This window comes from Tessaracoccus sp. OS52 (genome assembly GCF_020687685.1).
GTDB lineage: Bacteria > Actinomycetota > Actinomycetes > Propionibacteriales > Propionibacteriaceae > Arachnia.
Map to the genome: position 1 here is coordinate 1,903,377 of NZ_JAJEWM010000001.1, position 21,766 is coordinate 1,925,142.

The following is a 21,766-nucleotide window of genomic DNA, read 5'->3' on the forward strand; positions in this document are numbered from 1 at the left end:
CAGTGTACGCGCTCAGGCCCAGTAGGCGGCGATGGCCCGGGCGAGGTGGTGCGGGTCCTCGGCGCCGCACATCTCCCGGGCCGAATGCATGCTGAGCAGCCCGATGCCGACGTCGACCGTCGTGATCCCCAGCCGGGTCGCGGTGATGGGTCCGATGGTCGAGCCGCACGGCACCGCGTTGTTCGAGACGAACGGCTGGGTTGGGACTTCGGCCCGGTCGCACGCCTCCAGCCAGATGGCTCCACCGACGGCGTCGGTCGCGTAGCGCTGGTTGGCGTTCAGCTTCACCAGCGGCCCCTTGTTCGGCAGCGGCCGGACCACCGGGTCATGGTGGTTGGGATAGTTGGGGTGCACGACGTGGCCGGTGTCGGCGGAGATGCACGACGAGCGGGCGAGCATCGCGCGGGTGCCGTCGACGTCGAGCCCGGCGGCCGAGGCGATCCGGACCAGCACGTCCTCGAGGATCGGGCCGGCCGCACCGGAGCTGGTGGCGGAGCCGACCTCCTCATGGTCAAAGGCTACGAACACCGCGACGTCGTCTCCCGGCTGGGCGGCCTCCATCGCGGCGAGGGCGGCGTGGGTGCTGGACAGGTTGTCGAGCCGGCCCGAGGCGAAGAACTCGTCGTGCAGCCCGAAGCGTGCGGGAAGGGCGACGTCGAAGAGGTACAGGTCGTGGAGCGCCACGTCAGCGGGACGCACGCCTGCCAGTTCGCACAGGTGCAGCAACAGCCCGCCCTTGGGCGCGAGCGCGATGACCGGCTGGGTGTGGCCCTGCTTGTCCAGCTTCAGGCCGTCGTTGACCCCGCGGTCCAGGTGGATGGCCAGTTGCGGGACCCGTGCGATGGGCCCGGTGCGCAGGAGGTGCTGGGCGCCGTCGCGGGTCACGATCCGCCCCGCGATCCCGAGTTCGCGGTCCAGCCAGGAGTTGAGGAGCATGCCGCCGTAGACCTCCACGCCAACCTGGCTCCAGCCGGCGCTGGTCAGCAGTTCGCCGGGCTTGACCTTGAACGCCGGCGAGTCGGTGTGCGTGCCGACGATGCGGAAGCCCGCGTCGGCCCCCAGGTCATTGGGCTGCAGCCAGGCCACGACGGCGCCGTGGCGGACCACGAAGTACTTCCCGCCCACCTTCGGGAAGGCGCGCTTCTCGTCGACGCGGAGAAAGCCCACCGCCTCGAGCCGCTCCGCTGCTGTGGCGGCGGCGTGGTAGGAGGTGGGTGAGGCGACCACGTACGAGGCCAGGTCGTCAAGGTGGCTGGCGGCATCGGAGAGCATGCGTCCCAGTCAACACCGAAGCATCGTCACCTGACCAGTCACAGGAAGATGTCGGGGAACAGCCTGTCATCCGGAGTACCCGGCACAGCGGCGTACCCGGAGAGGTCGGTGATGCCGGCCTCGGCCAGGACGTCCTCGACGATCAGTGTGTTCCCCGTGAACTCCCGGGCCGGCCGGATGATGACCTCGTAGGCGGCGTCGGCGTAGATCTGGGGCGTTCGGCTGGCCGCCATCAGCCTGTCGCCGCCCAGCAGGTTCTGCACGGCGGCGGTGGCGATGGTGGTGCGGGGCCACAGCGTGTTGGCTGCGATGCCGTCGGCGGCGAACTCGGCGGCCAGGCCGAGCGTCGCCATTGTCATGCCGTACTTGGCCAGCGTGTAGCCGGTGTGGGCTCCGAGCCACTTCGGGTCAAGGTTGAGTGGCGGCGATAGGGAGAGGATGTGCGGGTTGCTGCTTCCCCGCAGGGCGGGGATGGCGGCCCTCGACAGCATGAAGGTGCCGCGGACGTTGACGTCGGCCATGAGGTCGTACTTCTTCGGTGCCAGGTCCAGGGTGCGGGAAAGGTCGATCACGGAGGCGTTGTTGACCACGACGTCGATGCCGCCGAACTCGGCGAGGGTGGCCTCGACGGCCCTGGCGATGTCGTCGTCGCTGCGGACGTCCCCGACGACTGGCAGCGCCCGTCCGCCCGCCGCCCGGATCTGCTCGGCCGCGGTGTGGATGGTGCCCTCGAGCCTTGGGTGGGGCGTGTCGGTCTTGGCCAGCAGCGCGACGTTCGCGCCGTCGGCGGCCGCGCGCAGCGCGATCGCGAGCCCGATCCCCCGGCTCCCGCCGGAGATCAGGAGGGTGCGCCCGGCGAGCGTGCCGGTCACGACTTGCCCCGGGCGAAGGCGGCCACGCGTGCGCGGGCGTCGGAGGTGTCGAAGATGGCGCCGATGGTTCGCGCCTCCTCCGTCAACTGCGCCGCGAAGGAACGCCCTGGCCGGGAACGGATGAGCCGCTTGGCCTGGCCGTAGGCGCCCGTGGCGTTGTCCAGCCAGTACCGCGCCACCTCCACCGCTCGGGCCTGCACCTGTTCCGGTTCCACCACCTCCGCCACCAACCCCCAGGCCAGTGCCTCCTCGGCCGACAACAGCCGGTCCGACAGGACGAGCTGCAGTGCCCTGCGCTCGCCGACGGCCCGCGCCAGTTGAGCGGTGACCGACAGGTCCGGGGTGAGCCCGACGCGGGCATACAGGCTGCCGATCCGGGAATCCGTGCCCGCCACCGCGTAGTCGGAGGTGAGCAGGATCCCCAGGCCACCGCCAGCGGTGGTGCCGTGCGCGGCGGCGACGACCGGGATGCTGGACTCGGTCAGGGCCTGAATGCCGGCGTTGATCGTCTCGGCCAACGCGGTGATGTCGGATCCCGAACCCATCGCCGTGGCCATCTCCACCACGTCCCCACCGGCGCAGAAGGCCGGGCCCGCGCCGTCGACGAGGATGGCGCCCACGTCGTCGCGTGAGGTCACGTCAACCGCTGCACGTTGCCACGCGTGCGCGAGGTCGACGTTGAACGCGTTCAGCCGCTCCGGCCGGTTGAGCGTGAGGCGCGCGAGTCCATCGGAGAGGGAGACGAGGATTGGATCTGTCACGGAGCGCTCCTTCGCGGCGGTGAGGCCTCAACCCTACGGTGCGGATGAGCTTGCGGGGAACTACTGTGTGGACTCCACAGGCAAAGGAGTCATCGTGGCCACACTCGTACTGTTCCACCACGTCCAGGGCCTGACCGACGGCGTCCGCGAGTTCGCGGACAAGTTCCGCACCGCCGGCCACAGTGTCCTCACACCAGACCTGTTCGACGGCGCCCTTCCGGACTCCATCGAGGAGGGAGTCGCCTTCGCCGAGGCCCTCGACGAGGAGACGGCCGGCCAGCGCGTCGAGGCAGCCCTGGCCGACGTCCGCGAGGGTGCGGTCTTCGGAGGCATCTCCTGGGGCGCGATGCACGCGCAGCGCCTCGCACAGACCCTGCCCGGCGCCAAGGGTGCCCTGCTGTACGAGGCATGCATCCCCATCACGGGAGAGTGGGCCTTCGGCCCATGGCCGAAGACAGTGCCGCTGCAGGTGCACGGCATGGCCGATGACCCGTTTTTCGCGCACGAGGGGGACCTCGACGCAGCCCTGGAGATCCGCGACGCGGTGGGCTCCGAACTGGTGGAGGTCTACACCTATCCCGGCGACAGGCACCTGTTCATCGACAGTTCACTACCCTCCCATGACCCCCGCGCGACGGCGCTGGTGGTGGAACGCTCGCTGGAGTTCCTGGAACGGATCCACTGAGCAGCCCGCTGCGCCACCCCAACGACAAGTAAGGAACAAATTCGTGACAAGGTCCCTCACCCGTCTCGTCCTCGCACTCCTGGTGGCCGCCGGGCCGATGATCCTGGCGGCGCCGCTCCCCCAGGCCTCGGCGGACTCCGGGTCGGTCTACACCACACCGGGTGAGCACACCGTGGACGGCCGCAAGTGGCGCACCTGGTGCGAGAAGTACACCTCCACCATCCACCGCTGCGAGAGCGAGATCTGGGCCACCCAGATCCACGAGCACCCCGGGGTCGGCTACGAGGTGGTGAACGGCTGGGCCTTCAACAACCTGACCTACCTGCCCGCACCCGAGTCGGCCTGGGGTGGCAACCCCCTGGCGAACACCGGGACCTTCACCTCCAACGGCAGGCAGTGGCGGACCTCCTGCAAGGACGAGTGGACGGGCGCAAACGGCTGCCGCTCGTTCATCCGCGCCACTGTGGTTGTCACGCGTGCGGGACGGTACGTGAAGGAGGACCTGTGGGTGTTCAACAACATCGTGCAGTTCGGCACCACGTCCAACCCACCCGACGTCGCCACGCCCCGCAGCTGCACCGTCACCGTCGACGGCATCCGGATGGACCTGCTCGCCACCCGCACAACCGCTACCGCTGTCCGCACCAGCGGCACGGGCGCCGTCGTGACGATGGTGGAGCGGGTGCCCGGCACCTCCTGCGACGTGCGCACGGTCCTGCGCGACACGACGGGCCGGATCGGCGCCCGGGGGACGGCGCCCGCAGCGGATCGGCAGCAGGACACGCTCACGACGCCGGTTGGCGAGTTCACGGTCCACGACGCGTTCGGTTCCGACCCGAACCCCGGCACGGCGCTGGCCTGGCGCGACGTCGGCCAGGACTCCTACTGGGTGCTCGACAACTTCTCCGCCTACTACAACCAGTGGCGCGAGGGCAGGCTCGGCGGCTTCGACAGGTCCGAGTCCGAGCACCTCATCACCTATGACCCCGAGTACGACCTGGCGGCGGTCATCGACTACAACCGCTCCCCGGCCGTCAAGGGCAAGGGAGGTGCGATCTTCCTGCACGTCCACGGCTCCGGCGCAACCGCCGGCTGCGTGTCGATCAGCAAGGAGAACATGCGCACCTGGCTCCAGCACGCCCACCCGGGCGACGTGATAGCAATTCGGTGAGGGGAACCCGCCCCGGGCGTCGCCTGATTTGGCAGGTCGTGCGAACCTAGTACCTGTGAGTGGCCTTTTCGAACCCCGGGCACAGGGGGATGCATGGTTCCGTGTCGGCAAGGTGGAGGTGACCTCCACCGTATTCGTCGTGGCGCTGGGCGCGTTCGGGATCCTGGCCTCGGTGATCTTCCCGATGCTGCCGATGCTGCTCGCGCTGCTGCCCGGTGCCGTCTTCAGCGGTGAGGTGTGGCGGCTGTTCACCTGGCCCGTCCCGGACCAGATCTCGCTGTGGAGCCTGCTCACCCTCGCCCTGCTGTGGTACTTCGGCTCCCAAGTGGAAGCCGCGATCGGCCGAGCTGCCATGGCGCGCCTGTACCTGTGGATCTGGGGAGCCCTCACGGTCTCGACGATGCTGGTCGGGATTCTGGCTCCTGAGTCAGTGGGAGTGGTGGGCCTCAACCTGGTGGAGTTCTTCGTGCTCCTGCTCTGGATCGCCGAGTACCCCACCCGCCGCTTCCTGTTCAACATTCCGGCCTGGGTCATCGGGGCGGTGCTCCTGGGCGTCCAGATCCTGCAACTGATTGCCGGCCGGGCCTGGGGCAGCCTGTTCAGCCTCCTGATCGCCCTGTTCCTGGTGGCCGTGGCCGCCCGCGGCCTGGGGCTGCTGGGTGCCTACGGCTGGATCCCCGGGCGGCGTCGCCGCTCCGGCGGTTCATCGACGAGGCCGAGCCACCGCGCCCCTTCGCGCGCGCACCGCAGGCACACCTCGGACGAGGAACGCCTCGACGACCTGCTCGGCAAGATCAGCGCCCACGGCATGGATAGCCTCACCCGCTCCGAGCGCGCCGAGCTGGAGAAGTTGCGGCTGCGACGTCGCGGCTGACGTGGGCGATCGGGCCACCTGCGGCGGCGCCTGGCGGCAATTGTCAGTGGTCCCTGAGATGGTGGACCCATGACAGTTCCAGGCATCATCGTCAGCATCGCCGCCCTCGTCATCGGCGCAGTGGTCGGGTATCTCCTCGCCCGCCAGAGCCGGGTGGCCACGGCGTCGGCGGAGCAGGAAAAGGCCCTTTCGGACGCCCGTCTGGACGCGTCGACGGCGCGCGCCGAGGCCAGCCGCGCCCGCGAGGAAGTCGCCAACGCCCGCTCGGAGATCGCGGCCCAGTTGACGGACAAGGCCGAGCTGCGCACCGCCGTGGTCGACGCCCAGCGCGAGACGGCCGAGGTGCGGACCGAACTCGCACGGGCCGTGGCCGGCCGGGCGACGGCGGAGGCGGAACGGGATTCCGCGCTGCGGCTGACCGACGAGTTGAAGGCGGACCGCGCCGCGATGGAGGACCGGTTCAAGCTGATCTCAACCCAGTCGCTGGACGCCCAGTCCGCCAAGGCGGACAAGACGGCATCCGAGCGGATGGCAGCCACCCAGCAGCTGGTCACCCCGCTCGCAGAGCACCTCAAGCAACTCAATGACCGCCTGGGTGAGGTGGAGAAGCAGCGCGCCTCACTGGCTGCGGAACTGCGCGAGCAGGTGCAGGCCGTCAAGGACTCCGGGGAGACCATCCGCCGGGAGGCCCTGAGCCTCAGCAACGCACTGCGGACCCCCCAGGTGCGCGGCTCCTGGGGTGAGCACAGCCTGCGCCGCATCGTGGAGATCTCCGGGCTGACCGCGCGCTGCGACTTCGACGACCAGACCTCCTACACCAGCGCCGACGGTGATCGGTTCCGCCCGGACATGCGCATCAACCTCGCCGACGGCAAGGTCGTCTTCGTTGACTCGAAGGTGCCGCTCAAGGCGGTGCTGGATGCCTACAACACCGAGGACGACGTCGCGCAGACGGCGCACCTGGCCACGTTCTCCCGGCACGTGCGCGGTCACATCGACGCGCTCAGCGGGAAGAACTACTGGCACCTCGATGTCGGGTCGCCCGAATTCGTCGTGCTGTTCCTCGGATCCGACGAGTTCTACCGGCTGGCGCTGGAGCAGCAGCCTGACCTGCATGACTACGCCGCCCGCAAGAACGTGATGCTCGCCTGCCCGGGGACGCTGATCCCGCTGCTGCACATCGTCGCGCACGGCTGGAAGCAGGCCGCGCTGGCGGAGTCGGCGGCCAAGGTCTCCAAGATCGGCCGGGAACTGCACGAACGGATCGCCACCATGGGCGAGCACTTCGACAAGCTGGGCCGTTCCATCAACTCGACCGTCACCAACTTCAACAAGGCCGTGGGCACCCTCGAGACCCGCGTGATGGTCTCCGCCCGCAAGTTGAAGGAACTCGACGTGGTGAACGAGGACCTCAAGGAGATCCCCGTCGTGGACGCCAGCGTCCGGGAGCTGTCTGTCCCGGAGATGGTGGACTACCAGGAGGGCCAGCAGCAACAGCGCGCCCTTGAGGCCTCCCTGTTCGAGGACGAGCCGGACCTGTCGTTCGGCAGGGTGCGGGAACTGAGACGCACCATCCCGGCGTCGGCAACAATGGACCAATGACGTCCCTGACTGAACTGGCCGAACTGGTGCCGAGCGCCGTCGAGCGGCTCGCCGGCATCGCGGCCCGCACGCCGGTGCACCGCAACGCCAGGCTGTCAGCGGCCACCGGCTCCGAGATCTGGATCAAGCGGGAAGACCTGCAGCCAGTGCGCTCCTACAAGGTCCGCGGCGCCTACAACCTGATGAGCCAGCTGAGCGAGGAGCAGAAGGCTGCCGGGGTGGTGTGCGCCTCAGCCGGCAACCACGGCCAGGGAGTCGCGTTCAGCTGCGCGGCGCTCGGGATCCAGGGCACTGTCATCGTGCCCTCCACCACGCCGCGCCAGAAGCGGCAGCGGATCGTCGAACTGGGCGAGGGCCACATCCAGTTGAAGCTGGCAGGCTCCACCTATGATCAAGCCGGCGTCGCGGCCAAGGAGTTCGCGGAGGCCAACGGGCAGATCCTGGTTCCCGCCTTCGACCATCCGCTGACAGCCGCGGGCCAGGCCACGGCCATCGTCGAGGCGTTCTCGCAGCTGCCCGGCGTGCCCGACGTCGTGGTGCTGCCCGTCGGGGGCGGCGGCCTCATCGCAGGGGCCGCGGCCTGGCTGCGCACCCACCATCCCGGGGTGCGGATCGTCGGCGTGGAGCCGGAAGGGGCTCCCTGCGTCGCCGCCGCCATCTCCGCCGGGCGCCCGGTCGCCCTTCAGGACATCGACACGTTCGTCGACGGGGCCGCCGTCAGCCGCGTGGGCGACTACACCTTCAGCGTGATCCGCGAGGCCGCTCCCGAGCTGCTCCGCGTCCCCGAGGGCCAGGTCTGCACGGAGATGCTGGACATGTACCAGATCGACGGCATCATCGCCGAGCCGGCGGGTGCCCTGGCCACCGCTGCGCTGCCCACCGGTGGCGTCGGGGCCCGCATGAGCCTGAAGCCGGGCTCAACGGTCCTGACCATGGTCTCGGGCGGGAACAACGACGTCGCCCGCTATACCGAGGTCGTGGAACGCTCACTGGTGCACGAGGGCCGAAAGCGCTACTTCCTGGTGGAGTTCCCGCAGGAGCCCGGAGCGCTGCGGCGGTTCCTCAACGACATCCTCGGCCCGGAGGACGACATCACCTACTTCGAGTACGTCAAGCGCAGCAGCCGGGACACCGGTCCGGCGCTCGTAGGGGTGGAACTGGGCAACCCGGGAGACTACGAGTTCCTGCTGCACCGGATCGTCGATTCAGGTATGCAGGTGGAAGTGGTGGCCGCCGAGAGCCCCTTCTTCCGGTTCCTGATCTAGCCGTCTCAGTGCTTGAGGGCGCTGGCCTTCAGGTCCTTGCGCAGCTCCGGCGGCAGGGAGAACTGCAGGTTCTCCTCCGTGAGACGCTCCTCCACTGCAACTGGGAAGCCGCGCTCCTGGAGGAAGTCGAGCACCCCCTGCACCAGTTCGTCCGGTACGGACGCGCCGCTGGTGACCCCGACGGAGGAGACGCCGTCGAGCCACGCCTCGTCGATCTCGTGGGCGTAGTCCACCCGGTGGGAGGCCTTCGCCCCGGCCTCCAGCGCCACCTCCACCAGACGGACGGAGTTGGATGAGTTGCGCGACCCGACCACGATCATCAGGTCAACCTTGGGCGCGATCTGCTTCACCGCCTGCTGGCGGTTCTGCGTGGCGTAGCAGATGTCGTCGGAGGGCGGGTCCAGCAGCAGGGGGAACTTCTCCCGGAGCCGGTTGACGGTCTCCATGGTCTCGTCGACGCTGAGGGTGGTCTGGCTGAGCCAGGCCATCGGACGGTCCGGGGAGATGTCGAGGGCGTCGACGTCGTCGGGGTGCTCGACGAGCGTGATCCGCTCCGGCGCCTCACCAGTGGTGCCCTCCACCTCCTCGTGCCCGGCGTGCCCGATCAGGAAGATGTCCACGTCCTCGGCCGCGAACCGCTTGGCCTCCCGGTGCACCTTGGTGACCAGCGGGCAGGTGGCGTCGATCGCCTTCAGCTGGCGGGCGGCCGCCTCGGCATGGACCGCCGGCGAGACGCCGTGGGCCGAGAACACGACGATGGCCTCCGGGGGCACCTCGTCCAGTTCCTCGACGAAGATCGCGCCGCGCGCCTCCAGCGTCTCCACCACGTGGCGGTTGTGCACGATCTGCTTGCGCACGTAGACGGGCGCGCCATAGGTCTCAAGCGCCTTCTCGACGGTGATCACGGCCCGGTCCACGCCCGCGCAATAGCCACGGGGGGCGGCGAGGAGGACCTGCTTGCTGGTCTGAGGGGCGTTCATGCACACCAGTCTAGGTGAGGCCAGAGGTAGGGTGACCGGCATGGTGATGAGCAGCTCGGCCGAGGAGCCACAACCCCTGGGCCGGGTGGTCATGGCGGTCAAGGACTGGGTCGGCAGGCTGGGTGAGATCTGGGTGGACGCCCAGGTCATCGAGATCAAGCGGCGCGGCGGCCCAACCCAGTTCCTCACCTTCCGGGACCGGATCGCCGACGTCTCGGCCTCCATCACTGTCTCCGCCATGGTCCTCGACGCCGCGGGCCCAATCCCGGAGGGCTCCCGGGTGACGGCCAGACTCCGGCCTCGGGTCTGGGACCGCAACTCCTCCTTGAGCTTCGAGTGCCTGGAACTCCGCGTCGCCGGCGAGGGCCGCCTGCTGGCCCGGCTGGAACAACTCAAGCGCAAGCTCCAGGCCGAGGGGCTCTTCGAGGCGCACCGCAAACGCCGGCTGCCATTCATCCCGCGTCGCATCGGCCTGATCACCGGCAAGGACTCCGACGCCGAGCGCGACGTGCTCAGCAATGTCGAGCGCCGCTGGCCGGCCGCGTTCACCGTCGCCCACGCCACCGTGCAGGGACCGAACGCGGCGGAGTCTGTGATGCTGGCCCTGCGACGGCTGGACGCGGACCCGGAGGTCGACGTCATCATCATCGCCCGCGGCGGCGGCAGCCTCGAGGACCTGCTCGCGTTCTCCGACGAGGGCGTCGTGCGCGCCGTCGCCGAGGCCCGCACCCCGGTGGTGTCGGCGATCGGACACGAACAGGACGTACCGCTGCTGGACTTCGTGGCCGACCTGCGGGCCTCCACCCCCACCGACGCCGCCAAGCACGTCGTGCCGGACTTCCAGCAGGAGTCCGACATCATCGCCCAGGCCAGGCTGCGCCTCGACGGCGCCGTCGCAAACCGCATAGAGGTGGCCCAGCGGTGGCTCGACGACGTCCGCACCCGCCCGGTCCTGCTGGACCCCACCACCACCTTCGGCGCACACTCCGACAAGCTGGAACTGCTGCGCCACCGGCTGGCTTCGGCCATCGAGGGCAGGCTGCGGGCCGAGGAGTCGGACCTGCGGTCACGGATCAGCAGCATCCGCGCGATGTCGCCCAAGGCGACGCTGGAGCGCGGCTACGCCGTCCTCGTGGACGCCGCCGGGCACTCGGTTTCCTCGGTGCGCGACGCCGAGGCAGGTACCCGGATCAGCGCCCACCTCTCCGACGGACAACTCGACCTCGACGTCGTCGGCACCTACGAGCAGGAGAACCATGGCTGAGCAACTCACCTACGAGGCCGCCCGCGAGGAACTGATCGAGGTGGTCAGGAAGCTGGAGTCCGGTGGGGCTCCCCTGGCCGACTCCATGGCGCTGTGGAAGCGCGGCGAGGAACTGGCCGCGATCTGCCAGAAGCACCTCGACGACGCCCGCGCCCTCGTGGCCCGGTCACGCGACCAGAAGGCCTGATCAGCCCTCCGAGAGGCTCCCGGCGAACGCCTCGAGTTGCGCGAAATCGGTGTCGCCCGTCACCGCAGCCGCGAGGTCGCCGTCGCGCCAGACCAGGCTGCGGGTGCGCCCATCGAGCGAGACCCAACGCTCCCACTCACGTCCGGCGAGCTCGACCTCGCCCTCCTCGGGCCGACCCTCCCTGGTCACCTGCTCGAGGAACTGCAACGGTGAGCGGTCCCGCTGCTGGAGGCCGACGTAGATCTCGTTGGGCGCCAGGTAGCCGAGCTGCCAGGAGTTCCCCACGGCCGGCTCCCCATTGATCCAGCGCTCGCCGTCGGCGGCCCAGGCCACCCTCGTCGGGATCCAGTCCTCGGGCAGGTTCACGGCCCGCAGGACCGGGTAGGGCGACTCCTCCTCCGCGGTCGCCAGCACCGCAGCGACGTCGACGGCCTCCACCTCCGGTTCGGGGTCCATGGTGAAGAACCACGCGATCAGCGCGATGGGGACGAGCAGCACCAGCATCGAGATCGCCATGTCCCGGGGTTTCGCATTGGGGTTCCTACCAGCCATGGCGCCCATGGTCCCATGTTCAGCGGCCGAAGCGCCTCTCGCGCTGGGTGTAGCTGCGCAGCGCCCGGAAGAAGTCGACCTTCCGGAAGTCCGGCCACAGGGCCTCACAGAAGTAGAACTCGCTGTGCGCGGACTGCCACAGCAGGAATCCCGACAGGCGCTGTTCGCCGGAAGTGCGGATGATCAGGTCCGGGTCCGGTTGCCCCTTCGTGTAGAGGTGCTCGGAGATCTCGTCGATCTCAAGGGTGGCGGCCACCTCGTCCAGCGTGGCACCCGCGGAGGCCCGGTCCGCCAGCAGCGAGCGCACCGCGTCGCGGAGTTCGTGCCGGCCGCCGTAGGACACCGCAACGTTCACGTGCATGCCGGTGACGCCGTCCGTCGACGCCGCCGACGTGCGCAGTTGCTCCGCGCACGCGGGGGGCAGCAGGTCGAGCGCGCCCACGGCCTGCACTCGCCACCGGCGGGTGGCAGCCAGGTCGCTCACGAGGTCCGAGATGACCTCCAGCAGCGGCTGCAGTTCGTCATCGGGCGAGCGGTCGAGGTTGTCGGTGCTCAGGACCCAGAGGGTCACCACCTTGAGCCCGACGTCGTCGCACCATTGCACGAACTGCTCCAGCTTCTTGGCGCCGGCGCGGTAGCCCACCACCAAGGGCTGTCCGGGCGCGTTCAGGCGGGCCCAGCGGCGGTTGCCGTCCGCCAGCACTGCTACGTGTTGCGGCAGGCGGCCGCGGTCCAGCTGGTCCAGCAGCTGGGACTCATAGGTCTTGTACAACCACCGGGGAGGCCACATTCGCTCTGCGGCACGGCGGAGGAGGGACATGGGATCAGAGTAGCCGCAGCGCGCCACGCGACGTGGCGGGAACGCGCCAACCTACGGTAGCGTAGGTTTCATGGAGACCCTGCAGGACGCCCCCGCCAAACCGCTGCTCCGGGGCTGGCTGCACCTCGGCTTCGCGCCTGTGGTCTTCGTGGCGGGGCTGGTGCTGACCATCTTCGCTCCCACACTGCTCGGCAGGATCGGCTGCGGGGTGTTCACGCTGTCCGCGGTGCAGTTGTTCGGCACCAGCGCCGCCTACCACAGAGGGAACTGGAGTCCGCGGACGCTGGCCATCTTCAGGCGGATCGACCACTCCAACATATTCGTGTTCATCGCGGGCACCTACACTCCCCTTTCCCTGGTCCTGCTGGAGGGTGGCGCCCGTTTCGCGCTGCTGGCGCTGATCTGGAGCATCGCCGCCCTCGGTGTGCTGTTCAGGGTGGTGTGGCTCTCGGCCCCCCGCTGGCTCTACACGCTGCTCTACGTCGCGATGGGCTGGGCTGCGGTCGGATGGCTCGGCCAGTTCTGGGCCGAGGGCGGTCCTGCCGTGGTGCTCCTGGTCATCGTGGGTGGCCTCCTGTACTCGCTGGGCGCCGTCGCCTACGGCACCAAGCGACCCAACCCCAAGCCCGGCTTCTTCGGCTTCCACGAGGTGTTCCACGCCTGCACCGTCCTGGCCGCGACGTGTCACCTGGTGGCCATCGCACTGGCCGTCTTCGCCGTCTGAGCCCACTCCCAGCGGACGACCCCGCCCGGACGTAGTCTCGATGCATGACGAATGCATTTCCTGACGGATGGAACAAGGCAGTGATCTTCGTCCCGCACCCCGACGACGTGGAGTGGGGCATGGCTCCGGCTGTGAGCCAGTGGACCAGGAACGGCAAGACGGTGGAGTACGTCATCGCCACCCGGGGCGAGGCCGGCATCGAGGGCATGTCTCCCGATGAGGCGGGCCCCCTCCGCGAGCAGGAGCAGCTCCGCGCGGCCGCGCACGTCGGCGTCCAGGTGGTGGAGTTCCTCGGCTTCCCTGACAGCCTGCTGGTCAACGACGAGGCCCTGCGCGCCGCCGTCGCCGAGCAGCTGGCCGCCAGAGCGCCCGACGTGGTGATCACCTGCTACACGGGGCCCAACTACTCCGAGGAGATCCCCAACCAGTCCGACCACATCGAGTTCGGCAACGCCGTACACGACGTGGTGGCACAGGCCGAGCACCGTCCCGAGTTCGTCTTCGAGAGCGGTCCGGGAGGTACCCACTGCGTCGACGTCGAGGCCGAGGACGTCCAGCGCGCCGTGGCCTCGCTGGCGGAGCACAAGGTCTACCTGGAGGTGCTGGACCCGGACAAGCCCGTCGTCGATCAGGCGCGGGAGGTCGTCGAACGGCTGGTGACCGCCGACGAGGGGCTGCTGCGCGTCGACTTCATCGCGAAATAGGCCCGAGCAGGGCGTTGGCCCAGGCTCCGTGCACCGACTCGTCGTCGCTGGGGTGGAAGATTCCGGCCAGCACGTCGCGGTACAGACGGGACAGTTCGCTGCGGTTGAAGTAGGACGAGCCCCCGGAGACGCGGATCGCCTTCTCGACGACGTCCTTGGCTGTCTCCGTCGCGCGGGCCTTGACGGCGGAGAGCTGCGGCAGCCAGAGCGCTCCCCTGTCCACCTGCTCATCGACGTCGCGAGCGATCCTCTCCAGTTGCGGGAAGATCCCGTCCAGCTGGATGGCTGCGTCGGCCAGCCGCCAGCGGATGTCGGGATCGTCGCTGTAAGGAGCGCCCTGGTTCTTCAGTGACCGGCGCTTGCGCACGGTCTCCACCGCGACGTCGATGGCTCGCTGGGCGATGCCGGTGTACACGGAGGCCAGCAGGATCTCGAAGTTCGCGAAGATCCCGAAGATGAATGGGTCCATGGTCGGGCCGGGAGGGATCCGACGCACGATGCGGTCGGCGGGCGCGTGGGCGCCGTCGAGGACAGTTGTGCACGACTGGGAGGCGCGCATCCCCATGGCGTCCCAGTCCTGCTTCACCGCGACGCCCCCACCGTCGCGGGTTATGAACCCCCAGACGTTGTGGGGCCCGTCGTCGCCCGAGGTGTCGGTGCCGAAGGTTCCCAGCCGCGTCCAGGCCGGTGAGAGGGAGGTGAAGATCTTGGTGCCGTTGAACGAGTAGCCGCCCTCGCCGTCGGGGACGGCCTCGCTTGCGGAACCGAACAGGACGAGGTCATTGCCCGCCTCGGAGACGCCGAAGCCGAAGACCTCACCGGCCATGGCCTCGGTGAGGATGAAGTCGCAGGTGTCCTCACCGCGTTCGTGGACCACCTTCGCCACGCCGACCCAGACATGGTGCATGTTCACCGCCAGGGCCGTGGCCGGGGCGGCTCCGGCGAGCCGCATCTGTTCGCGGGTCAGTTCCTCCAGGGTCAGTCCCGCACCGCCGAACTCCCTCGGGACGAGCGCCGTCAGGTACCCGGCCGCCTTCAGGTCCGCCAGGTCGTCGGAGGGGAAGGTGTTGTCCCGGTCGTGGCCGGCGGCCCGCTCGCGGATCCGGTCCAGCAGTTCGTCTGTCAGCAGTGGGGCAGTCATGTCTCGAGCCTATGCGCGAGGTTGGCGGGCAAGGCGAATGACAACCTTGTGATTCTCCTTCCAACCGGGCCCCCGAGCGGTTACATTCATTCCATGGAGAACCGCTCCATCCCAGCCACCCAGGTCCCCTGACCCACCCACGGGGGACGGACCTAGGGTCTGCCCCTGCGAAGGGAGCACAAGTGCTCAACGTCAACGATTCCCAGGCTTCCCCCACCTCCACCGAGGTCTCCCAGAAAATCCGCACCTACGTCATCGACACGTCAGTCCTGCTGAGTGACCCGTTGGCCATCCTCAGATTCGCAGAACACAACGTCGTGCTTCCGATAGTGGTGATCACCGAGCTGGAGGCCAAGCGTCACCACCCCGAACTCGGCTACTTCGCCCGCTCCGCCCTCCGCCTGCTGGACGACTTGAGGATCTCCAACGGCCGGCTGGACACGCCGATGGCGACCAACGAGCAGGGCGGCAACCTGCGCGTCGAGCTCAACCACACCGACCCGGGGGCACTGCCGTCGGGGTTCAGGCTCGGTGACAACGACTCTCGCATCCTCGCGGTGGCCCTCAACTACTCGAACGAGGGCCACGACGTCGTGCTGGTCAGCAAGGACGTACCGCTGCGGGTCAAGGCCGCCGCCGTCGGGCTTGCCGCCGAGGAGTACCGCAACGAGCTCCCCGTCGACTCGGGCTGGAACGGCATGGTCGACCTCGACGTGACGAGCGACGACGTGGGCGCACTCTACGAGCGGGGCACCGTCGAACTCGACGCCGCCCGCGACGTGCCGGTCCACAGCGGCATCGTGCTCCACGCCCCTGGCTCCACGGCTCTGGGAAGGAAGCTCCCAAGTGGTGAGGTGAAGCTCATCAAGCAGGACCGCGAGGTCTTCGGCGTCAGGGGCCGCTCGGCCGAGCAGCGCGTGGCGCTGGAACTGCTCATGGACGACGACATCGGCATCGTCTCACTGGGCGGCCGCGCGGGCACCGGGAAGTCGGCGCTGGCGCTGTGCGCCGGGCTGGAGGCGGTGCTGGAACAGCACAAGTACTCCAAGGTGATGGTCTTCCGTCCCCTCTACGCCGTGGGCGGCCAGGACCTCGGGTATCTCCCGGGTACCGCTGGCGAGAAGATGGCGCCCTGGGGACAGGCCGTCTTCGACACCCTCTCCGCGGTGACCAACAAGTTCGTGATCGACGAACTGCTGGAACGCGACCTGATCGAGGTGCTGCCGCTCACCCACATCCGGGGCCGTTCCCTCCACGACGCGTTCATCATCGTCGACGAGGCCCAGTCGCTGGAGCGCAACGTCCTGCTCACCGTGCTGTCGCGCGTCGGGCAGAACTCGCGGGTGGTCCTCACCCACGACGTCGCCCAGCGCGACAACCTGCGGGTGGGCCGCCACGACGGCATCGTCGCGGTGATCGAGAAGCTGAAGGGCAACCCGTTGTTCGCCCACGTCAAGCTGACCCGCTCGGAGCGCTCCCAGATCGCGGCCCTGGTGACGGAGATGCTGGAGGAGGACGCCCTGCCCTGACCCCCTCGTCCCAGACTCAGGAAGCGGCCCTCGCCACTCGCGCCCCGAGCGCGGCGAGGGCCGCTTTCAGTTCCGGCGGCTCCACCACGTCGAAGTCGGTCTCGAACATCAGGAGCATCGCCGCGAGGGAACCGTAGGACCAAGCCCCCAGCTCCACCCGGCAGGCGCCTTCGGTGATCGCCGTGACGGTGGCGCGGTCTCCGCGCAGCCACCTCGTGACCTCGTGCGCCGGTGCCTGGAGGACCACGGTCCCCGTGGCAGGCCATGGCGCGGCCGGCTCCTGGTGGAAGTGCTCGGCCAGGAGTTCCTCGCTCACCTCCCGCGGTCTGAAGCGTGGTCCGTTCGGAGTGCGGGGACTGAGACGGTCCACCCGGAACGTCCGCCACGCGACACGCTCGAGGTCCCACGCGAGCAGGTACCAGCGCCTCCCCCGGCTCACGAGCCGGTAGGGCTCGGCTCTTCGCAGGGTCGCCGATCCGTCTCTGCTCACGTAGTCGAACCGCAGCACCTCGTGGTCCCTGCAGCAAGCGCCGATGTGCAGGAGGGTTTCGGCCCTCACCTGCTCGTCGGGCGCGCCATCCCGGTCCAGCGCCGTCACCTGCAGGGCATCGACGCGGTGCCGCAGCCGCGACGGCAGGACCTGCCTGATGGTGGCCAGCGCCCGGTCCGAGGCGTCCCGCAGCCCGGCGACGTCGGTGGAGATCGTCTGGAGGGCGACGGCGACGGCCACAGCCTGGTCGTCGTCGAAGAGCAGCGGAGGCAGGTCGAGTCCCGGAGCGAGTCGGTAGCCGCCTGCCGGGCCCTTGGTGGTCTGGACGGGGTAGCCGAGTTCCCGCAGGCGGTCCACGTCGCGACGCACCGTCCGGGGGCTGACGCCCAGCCGTCGCGCCAGGCCCTCACCGGGCCAGTCCCTGCGCGCCTGCAGCAGGGACAGCAGTTCGAGCAGCCTTCCCGAGGGATTCGCCATGGATCCATTCTCACCCAGGTAGCGGCCAGAACCTGTCCGCTACTGCGAATAGCGTTCCAGGTGACAACCGGTGGACGAACTGGAGGAACACATGATCGAGGCACAGGGACTGACGAAGGACTTCGTCAGCCGCAAGGAGACCGTCCACGCCGTGCGCGGCATAGACCTGACGGTGGAGCGAGGAGAGACCGTGGCGGTGCTCGGCCCAAATGGCGCCGGCAAGACCACGACCATGCGGATGCTGACCACCCTGCTGACTCCCACGGCGGGAACCGCACGCGTAGCTGGCTTCGACGTCGTGAAGGAGGCCGCCCAGGTCCGGCGCCGGCTGGGCTACGTCGGCCAGGGAAACGGCGCGGGGCATGGCCAACGGGCGCTGGACGAGCTCTTCTACCAGGGAATCACCTTCGGGCTCAGCCGCGCCGAGTCACGGCGGCGCGGCCAGGAACTGATGGATGGCCTCGACCTGTCCGGCAAGGAACGGACAAAGGTCTCCGAACTCTCCGGCGGGCAGCGCCGCAGGCTCGACGTGGCGATGGGCCTCATGCACGCTCCGGAGCTGCTGGTCCTGGATGAGCCGTCCACCGGGCTGGACCCCCACAACCGCGCCAACCTCTGGGAACACATCACGACCCTGCGCGCCGAGCACGGCATCACCCTGCTGCTGACCACGCATTACCTCGACGAGGCCGACACCATGGCAGAACGCGTCGTGATCATCGACCACGGCGCCATCATCGCCGACGACACCCCGGAGGCACTCAAGTCCCGCCACGCCGGAGACCGGCTCACCGTCACCGCGGTCGCACCCGACGGCGCGCAGCACCTGGCCGCACGACTGGAGGACTGGGAGGGGACCACGCAGGTGAGCGTCGCCGGAGAGATGCTGACCGCCACCATCTCCAGGGGTTCCACCCGCGTCACGGACCTGGTGCGCCTCGCTGACGCCTCAGGTATCTCCATCGCCGACATCCAGGTCCGTCGGCCCACCCTCGACGACGTGTTCCTCAACCTCACCGGCCGCAGCCTCCGCGAGGCCGGCTCCCCAGAACTGGAGACCGCATCATGACCGCCACCCATGCCGCCCCTGCCCCCGCCCGGCGGTCCCTCGTCGACGACACCCTGCTCGTCACCGCCAGGGAACTGCGCCCGACGTTGACCGACCCGTTCTCGGTGGTGTTCAGCCTCATCCAACCCCTGGTCTTCCTGGCACTGTTCGGTCCCCTGCTCGCCGGGAACCTGGGCGGCGGCCTACCCGGCGGCGAGGTCTGGATGTGGTTCGTGCCCGCCATCCTCGTGATGATCTCGCTGTTCGGCTCCAGCGTGGTTGGTTCCAACCTCCTCTACGAGATGCAGACCGGCGCGCACGAGCGGATGCTGGTGACGCCACTGTCTAGGTCCTCGCTCCTGATCGGCCGGGCCGCCAAGGAGATCGTCACGTTGGCCGCGCAGGCGCTGTTGATCATCGTCGTGATGCTCCCCTTCGGGTTCCGGCCCAGCTTCCTCGGCGCCGCCGCGGGCCTGGTGCTGCTCGCCGTCCTCGGCGTCGGGATCAGTTCCCTGAGCTACGCCCTCGCCATCGCCGTCCGCAAGCAGGACTGGATGTTCTGGGTGGTCCAGCAGACCGTGCTGTTCCCGATCATGATCCTGTCCGGCATGCTGCTGCCGCTCGACGCCGGCCCCGGCTGGATGCGCACGGCTGCCGGGTTCAACCCGCTCAGCCACGTGGTCGAGGCCGAACGTGCGCTGTTCGCCGGGGACCTGCTGGCGCCGGCGGTGGCGGGTGGCTTCGTGGCTGCGGGCCTCACCGCGGCGGTGGGACTGGTGGTGGGCATCCGTTCCATGCGGCACAGCGACTGACGCCCGGTACGGCACGTGAGCCTCACGCGCGGCGCCAGAGGGGATCCTTCAACTCGGTGTAGTCGGTCACCGGGTCGAAGCAGACGGTCCCACGGCACACGTAAACCGCCCTGCGATCCCTGCCCTCGAGGTGGCTGCCCCAACCCTCGGCGTCCGGCTGCGCGCGCAGGATGACGGACCCCGCCGGCGCCAGCCGCCAGGCAGCGCGGGCGAGTTCGTCGAAGGGGTCGTCGGAGGTGATGACGACGGTGGCCGGCTTGAGCCCGCGGCGCGCCTCGTCGCGAACCATGAGGTCCGCCAGGGCCGAGCCCGCGAACCTCGGCGACGACGCGACGGCCGGCCAGGTGGTGGCCGCCGCCTCGTCGGCCCTGGCCACCAGCTCCGGACGCTCGGCCAGGAGCCCCACGCGTCGCAGGGCTGCCACCAGTGCCATGGTCCCGCTGGGCGAGACGTGGTCGGTCAGCGATCGGGGACGGTCGTAGAGCCCGGAATCGACGGCGTCGAAGAAGCCGCCGTCTGGGGCGTCGAACAGTTCGACGGCGCGCTCCAGCAGTGTCTCGGCGCGACGGAGCCACAGGGCGTCCCCGGTGATGCCCGCCAGGATCGCGAAGGCCTCGGCGACCCCACCGAAGTCGTCCGCGCCGCCGACCGCCAAGTCCGCCACCCCGGCCAGCGAACTGCGCCGCAGATCACCGTCGGCCAGGTGCACCTCGACCAGGTAGTTGGCCGCCTCAAGTGCGAGGTCGAGCCACCTGGGCTCGTTGAAGATCATGGCCGCCGTGGCCAGCGACGAGATCGCCTGCCCGTTCCACCCGGCCACCACCAACCTGTCGGTCGCCGGACGGAACCTCGTGGCCCGCTCGGCGAGCAGGCGGGCACGCACGTCGTCGAGCTTCTCGGGGTCCGGGCGCCCGCGCAACTGCAGGACCGACAGGCCGTCGTCGAAGGTTCCGCCGGAGGTCACGTGGAAGGTCTCCCCCGCCCAGGCTCCGAGTTCCTCACCCAGGACCTCATCGAGGACCTGCTGATTCCACAGGTAGAACACGCCCTCGAAGGTCATACCGCGGATGTCGGTGGAGTCCGCGTCGAGGGCGGAGGCGAAGGCACCGCCCTCGGTCCTGAGCTCGTGGGCCAGCCAGCTGACGATGCCGTATGCGGTGCGCTCGAACAGGGTCCTGAGGGTGGTGTCGTGGTCAGCGGTGCGACGCCACGCCCGCACGTAGGTGCCCAGCAGCATGGCGTTGTCGTCGAGCATCTTCTCGAAGTGCGGCACCACCCAGCCGGCGTCGACGCTGTAGCGGTGGAAGCCCCCGCCTACCTGGTCATGGATCCCACCGCGCGCCATCGCCTCGAGGGTGCGTTGCGCCATGTCCAGGGAACGCGGGTCCCCCTTGACCAGGAGGGCGTCCAGGGCCGTCGCCGTCGGGAACTTAGGGGCACGCCCGAAACCGCCGTGGATGATGTCGAACTGCGACTCGATGGCGTCGACGGCGGCGCGCAGGTCCGGCGCCGCCTCCAGCCCGGGCTGTTCGCCCGCGCCAGTGAGGTGCTCGGCGATCTGGCCGGCCGAGGTCACCACTTCGTCACGACGCTCCCGCCAGGCCTGGGCCATGGCCTCGAGCACCTGCCGGAACGAGGGCATCCCGTCCCTCGGCTGCGGCGGGAAGTAGGTGCCCGTGAAGAACGGCCTGCCGTCGGGCGTCAGGAACGCCGTCATGGGCCAGCCGCCGGAGCCGTTGTTGAGGGCCTGGGTGGCGGCCATGTATACCGCGTCGACGTCGGGGCGTTGCTGGCGGTCGACCTTGATGGGCACGAAGTGCTCGTTCAGGAAGCGCGCGGTCTCCGCGTCGTCGAAGGACTCCTCGCTCATCACGTGACACCAGTGGCACGACGCGTACCCGACCGACAGCATGATCGGGCGGTCGGTCTCCTCGGCGTGGGCCAGCGCGTCGGGTCCCCACTGCCACCAGTCGACGCTCTGGTGCGCGTGCTGGAGGAGGTAGTCACTGGCTGCGTCGGCGAGTCGATTCGGCATGGGTTGAAGGCTAGCGCTCGGCGCCGGTGGGAAAATGGCGGCATGACGCTACCTGCCGCCGCGGACCGCAAACCCCACCCCATCCTCAGGGCGCTGCTCGTCGTCGGCGCGCTGCTGGCGCTCATGTGGGCCCTGGAGTTCTTCGACCAGGCGACGGGCAACAGCCTGGACCCGCTCGGCATCCAGCCGCGGCAGGTGGACTCGCTGGACAACATCCTCGTCGCCCCCTGGCTGCACTACGGCTGGCTCCACCTCAGCAGCAACAGCGGCCCGTTCCTCGTGCTCGGCGTGCTCACCTATCTGGCAGGCGTGGTCCGCTGGCTGGTCACCACCGTCGTCTCGATCATCGCCTCCGGCCTCCTGGTCTGGCTCATCGCACCCGCGTACTCCATCACGGCCGGCGCCTCGGGACTGATCTTCGGCTGGCTGGCCTACCTCCTGATCCGGGGGCTGTTCACGCGGCGCGCGGGGCAGATCGTCGTCGCCATCGCCCTGCTGCTG

The 21,766-nt window shown here is 69.3% G+C and carries 21 protein-coding genes and 1 pseudogene; 13 read left to right on the top strand and 9 right to left on the bottom strand.

Annotation, left to right across the window (positions count from 1 at the left end; all coding sequences use genetic code 11):
* Positions 1-12: 12 nt before the first annotated feature.
* From LKO27_RS09010 to LKO27_RS09020, 3 genes are read right to left on the bottom strand one after another with little or no spacing between them, the layout of a single operon-like run.
* Positions 13-1,272: a M18 family aminopeptidase gene (locus LKO27_RS09010; RefSeq protein ID WP_227737063.1), complete on the bottom strand. Its 1,260-nt coding sequence runs from the start codon at positions 1,270-1,272 to the stop codon at positions 13-15.
* 38 nt (positions 1,273-1,310) lie between these two features.
* Positions 1,311-2,144, bottom strand: coding sequence for an NAD(P)-dependent oxidoreductase (locus LKO27_RS09015; RefSeq protein WP_227737064.1), 834 nt, complete (start codon positions 2,142-2,144; stop codon positions 1,311-1,313).
* Complete coding sequence (locus tag LKO27_RS09020) at positions 2,141-2,905, bottom strand: enoyl-CoA hydratase/isomerase family protein (protein WP_227737065.1); 765 nt, start codon at positions 2,903-2,905, stop codon at positions 2,141-2,143. The genes LKO27_RS09015 and LKO27_RS09020 overlap by 4 nt, the downstream gene beginning before the upstream one ends.
* 94 nt (positions 2,906-2,999) lie before the next feature.
* Between LKO27_RS09020 and LKO27_RS09025 the strand changes: the two genes are divergently transcribed.
* The 5 genes from LKO27_RS09025 (at position 3,000) to ilvA (ending at position 8,502) form a co-directional block, all read left to right on the top strand.
* On the top strand, positions 3,000-3,590 hold the full coding sequence (locus tag LKO27_RS09025) for a dienelactone hydrolase family protein (protein WP_227737066.1): 591 nt from the start codon (positions 3,000-3,002) through the stop codon (positions 3,588-3,590).
* A 43-nt stretch (positions 3,591-3,633) separates the two neighbouring features.
* Positions 3,634-4,761, top strand: coding sequence for a L,D-transpeptidase family protein (locus LKO27_RS15585; protein ID WP_227737067.1), 1,128 nt, complete (start codon positions 3,634-3,636; stop codon positions 4,759-4,761).
* Positions 4,762-4,879: 118 nt separating this feature from the next.
* Positions 4,880-5,635: a DUF6576 domain-containing protein gene (locus LKO27_RS09035; RefSeq protein ID WP_227737068.1), complete on the top strand. Its 756-nt coding sequence runs from the start codon at positions 4,880-4,882 to the stop codon at positions 5,633-5,635.
* Positions 5,636-5,704: 69 nt separating this feature from the next.
* Positions 5,705-7,237 (top strand): DNA recombination protein RmuC, encoded by a 1,533-nt coding sequence (gene rmuC / locus LKO27_RS09040; RefSeq protein ID WP_227737069.1) that lies wholly within the window; start codon positions 5,705-5,707, stop codon positions 7,235-7,237.
* Positions 7,234-8,502: a threonine ammonia-lyase IlvA gene (gene ilvA, locus LKO27_RS09045; protein WP_227737070.1), complete on the top strand. Its 1,269-nt coding sequence runs from the start codon at positions 7,234-7,236 to the stop codon at positions 8,500-8,502. Before rmuC ends, ilvA begins: the two co-directional genes overlap by 4 nt.
* A 5-nt stretch (positions 8,503-8,507) precedes the next feature.
* Here ilvA and LKO27_RS09050 read toward each other — a convergent pair whose 3' ends face one another.
* Positions 8,508-9,482, bottom strand: a complete 975-nt coding sequence (locus LKO27_RS09050; protein ID WP_227737071.1) for a 4-hydroxy-3-methylbut-2-enyl diphosphate reductase — start codon at positions 9,480-9,482, stop codon at positions 8,508-8,510.
* Between the two features lie 40 nt (positions 9,483-9,522).
* On the opposite strand from LKO27_RS09050, the gene xseA reads away from it, so the two are divergent.
* Complete coding sequence (gene xseA, locus LKO27_RS09055; RefSeq protein WP_227737265.1) at positions 9,523-10,746, top strand: exodeoxyribonuclease VII large subunit; 1,224 nt, start codon at positions 9,523-9,525, stop codon at positions 10,744-10,746.
* Positions 10,739-10,933 carry an exodeoxyribonuclease VII small subunit gene (locus tag LKO27_RS09060; RefSeq protein ID WP_227737072.1) on the top strand — a complete coding sequence of 65 codons (195 nt, stop codon included), beginning with the start codon at positions 10,739-10,741 and terminating at the stop codon, positions 10,931-10,933. Before xseA ends, LKO27_RS09060 begins: the two co-directional genes overlap by 8 nt.
* Here the strand turns inward: LKO27_RS09060 and LKO27_RS09065 are convergent, their stop codons facing one another.
* Complete coding sequence (locus tag LKO27_RS09065; protein WP_227737073.1) at positions 10,934-11,485, bottom strand: DUF4245 domain-containing protein; 552 nt, start codon at positions 11,483-11,485, stop codon at positions 10,934-10,936. It abuts the gene before it with no gap.
* Between the two features lie 19 nt (positions 11,486-11,504).
* Positions 11,505-12,305 carry an isoprenyl transferase gene (locus tag LKO27_RS09070; protein WP_227737074.1) on the bottom strand — a complete coding sequence of 267 codons (801 nt, stop codon included), beginning with the start codon at positions 12,303-12,305 and terminating at the stop codon, positions 11,505-11,507.
* Between the two features lie 70 nt (positions 12,306-12,375).
* Between LKO27_RS09070 and LKO27_RS09075 the strand changes: the two genes are divergently transcribed.
* A complete protein-coding gene (locus LKO27_RS09075) occupies positions 12,376-13,029 on the top strand; it encodes a hemolysin III family protein (protein ID WP_227737075.1) in 654 nt (217 codons plus the stop codon).
* A 44-nt stretch (positions 13,030-13,073) separates the two neighbouring features.
* Positions 13,074-13,733 (top strand): PIG-L deacetylase family protein, encoded by a 660-nt coding sequence (locus tag LKO27_RS09080; RefSeq protein ID WP_227737076.1) that lies wholly within the window; start codon positions 13,074-13,076, stop codon positions 13,731-13,733.
* Here LKO27_RS09080 and LKO27_RS09085 read toward each other — a convergent pair.
* Positions 13,720-14,874 (bottom strand): acyl-CoA dehydrogenase family protein, encoded by a 1,155-nt coding sequence (locus LKO27_RS09085; RefSeq protein WP_227737077.1) that lies wholly within the window; start codon positions 14,872-14,874, stop codon positions 13,720-13,722. The genes LKO27_RS09080 and LKO27_RS09085 overlap by 14 nt on opposite strands.
* A 182-nt stretch (positions 14,875-15,056) precedes the next feature.
* Here LKO27_RS09085 and LKO27_RS09090 point away from each other — a divergent pair, with 182 nt between their 5' ends.
* Positions 15,057-16,403, top strand: a complete 1,347-nt coding sequence (locus LKO27_RS09090) for a PhoH family protein (protein ID WP_227737078.1) — start codon at positions 15,057-15,059, stop codon at positions 16,401-16,403.
* A 16-nt stretch (positions 16,404-16,419) separates the two neighbouring features.
* Here LKO27_RS09090 and LKO27_RS09095 read toward each other — a convergent pair whose 3' ends face one another.
* Positions 16,420-17,370 (bottom strand): YafY family protein, encoded by a 951-nt coding sequence (locus tag LKO27_RS09095; protein ID WP_227737079.1) that lies wholly within the window; start codon positions 17,368-17,370, stop codon positions 16,420-16,422.
* Positions 17,371-17,440: 70 nt separating this feature from the next.
* Between LKO27_RS09095 and LKO27_RS09100 the strand changes: the two genes are divergently transcribed.
* Complete coding sequence (locus LKO27_RS09100; RefSeq protein WP_370629965.1) at positions 17,441-18,439, top strand: ATP-binding cassette domain-containing protein; 999 nt, start codon at positions 17,441-17,443, stop codon at positions 18,437-18,439.
* Positions 18,436-19,230 carry an ABC transporter permease gene (locus LKO27_RS09105; protein ID WP_227737080.1) on the top strand — a complete coding sequence of 265 codons (795 nt, stop codon included), beginning with the start codon at positions 18,436-18,438 and terminating at the stop codon, positions 19,228-19,230. Before LKO27_RS09100 ends, LKO27_RS09105 begins: the two co-directional genes overlap by 4 nt.
* A gap of 22 nt (positions 19,231-19,252) precedes the next feature.
* Here the strand turns inward: LKO27_RS09105 and LKO27_RS09110 are convergent, their stop codons facing one another.
* The gene (locus LKO27_RS09110; RefSeq protein WP_227737081.1) at positions 19,253-21,265 is read right to left on the bottom strand and encodes a thioredoxin domain-containing protein; all 2,013 of its coding nucleotides are present in this window, start codon (positions 21,263-21,265) and stop codon (positions 19,253-19,255) included.
* Positions 21,266-21,388: 123 nt separating this feature from the next.
* On the opposite strand from LKO27_RS09110, the pseudogene LKO27_RS09115 reads away from it, so the two are divergent.
* Positions 21,389-21,742: pseudogene (locus LKO27_RS09115) on the top strand (rhomboid family intramembrane serine protease); the annotation flags it as partial.
* Positions 21,743-21,766 lie beyond the last annotated feature (24 nt).

Excerpts from the sequence above, each read along its gene's own strand:
- LKO27_RS09010 (WP_227737063.1), bottom strand. The coding sequence starts at position 1,272 with ATGCTCTCCGATGCCGCCAGCCACCTTGACGACCTGGCCTCGTACGTG.
- rmuC (WP_227737069.1), top strand. The coding sequence starts at position 5,705 with ATGACAGTTCCAGGCATCATCGTCAGCATCGCCGCCCTCGTCATCGGC.
- ilvA (WP_227737070.1), top strand. The coding sequence starts at position 7,234 with ATGACGTCCCTGACTGAACTGGCCGAACTGGTGCCGAGCGCCGTCGAG.
- LKO27_RS09050 (WP_227737071.1), bottom strand. The coding sequence starts at position 9,482 with ATGAACGCCCCTCAGACCAGCAAGCAGGTCCTCCTCGCCGCCCCCCGT.
- xseA (WP_227737265.1), top strand. The coding sequence starts at position 9,523 with ATGGTGATGAGCAGCTCGGCCGAGGAGCCACAACCCCTGGGCCGGGTG.
- LKO27_RS09060 (WP_227737072.1), top strand. The coding sequence starts at position 10,739 with ATGGCTGAGCAACTCACCTACGAGGCCGCCCGCGAGGAACTGATCGAG.
- LKO27_RS09065 (WP_227737073.1), bottom strand. The coding sequence starts at position 11,485 with ATGGCTGGTAGGAACCCCAATGCGAAACCCCGGGACATGGCGATCTCG.
- LKO27_RS09070 (WP_227737074.1), bottom strand. The coding sequence starts at position 12,305 with ATGTCCCTCCTCCGCCGTGCCGCAGAGCGAATGTGGCCTCCCCGGTGG.
- LKO27_RS09075 (WP_227737075.1), top strand. The coding sequence starts at position 12,376 with ATGGAGACCCTGCAGGACGCCCCCGCCAAACCGCTGCTCCGGGGCTGG.
- LKO27_RS09080 (WP_227737076.1), top strand. The coding sequence starts at position 13,074 with ATGACGAATGCATTTCCTGACGGATGGAACAAGGCAGTGATCTTCGTC.
- LKO27_RS09085 (WP_227737077.1), bottom strand. The coding sequence starts at position 14,874 with ATGACTGCCCCACTGCTGACAGACGAACTGCTGGACCGGATCCGCGAG.
- LKO27_RS09095 (WP_227737079.1), bottom strand. The coding sequence starts at position 17,370 with ATGGCGAATCCCTCGGGAAGGCTGCTCGAACTGCTGTCCCTGCTGCAG.
- LKO27_RS09105 (WP_227737080.1), top strand. The coding sequence starts at position 18,436 with ATGACCGCCACCCATGCCGCCCCTGCCCCCGCCCGGCGGTCCCTCGTC.
- LKO27_RS09110 (WP_227737081.1), bottom strand. The coding sequence starts at position 21,265 with ATGCCGAATCGACTCGCCGACGCAGCCAGTGACTACCTCCTCCAGCAC.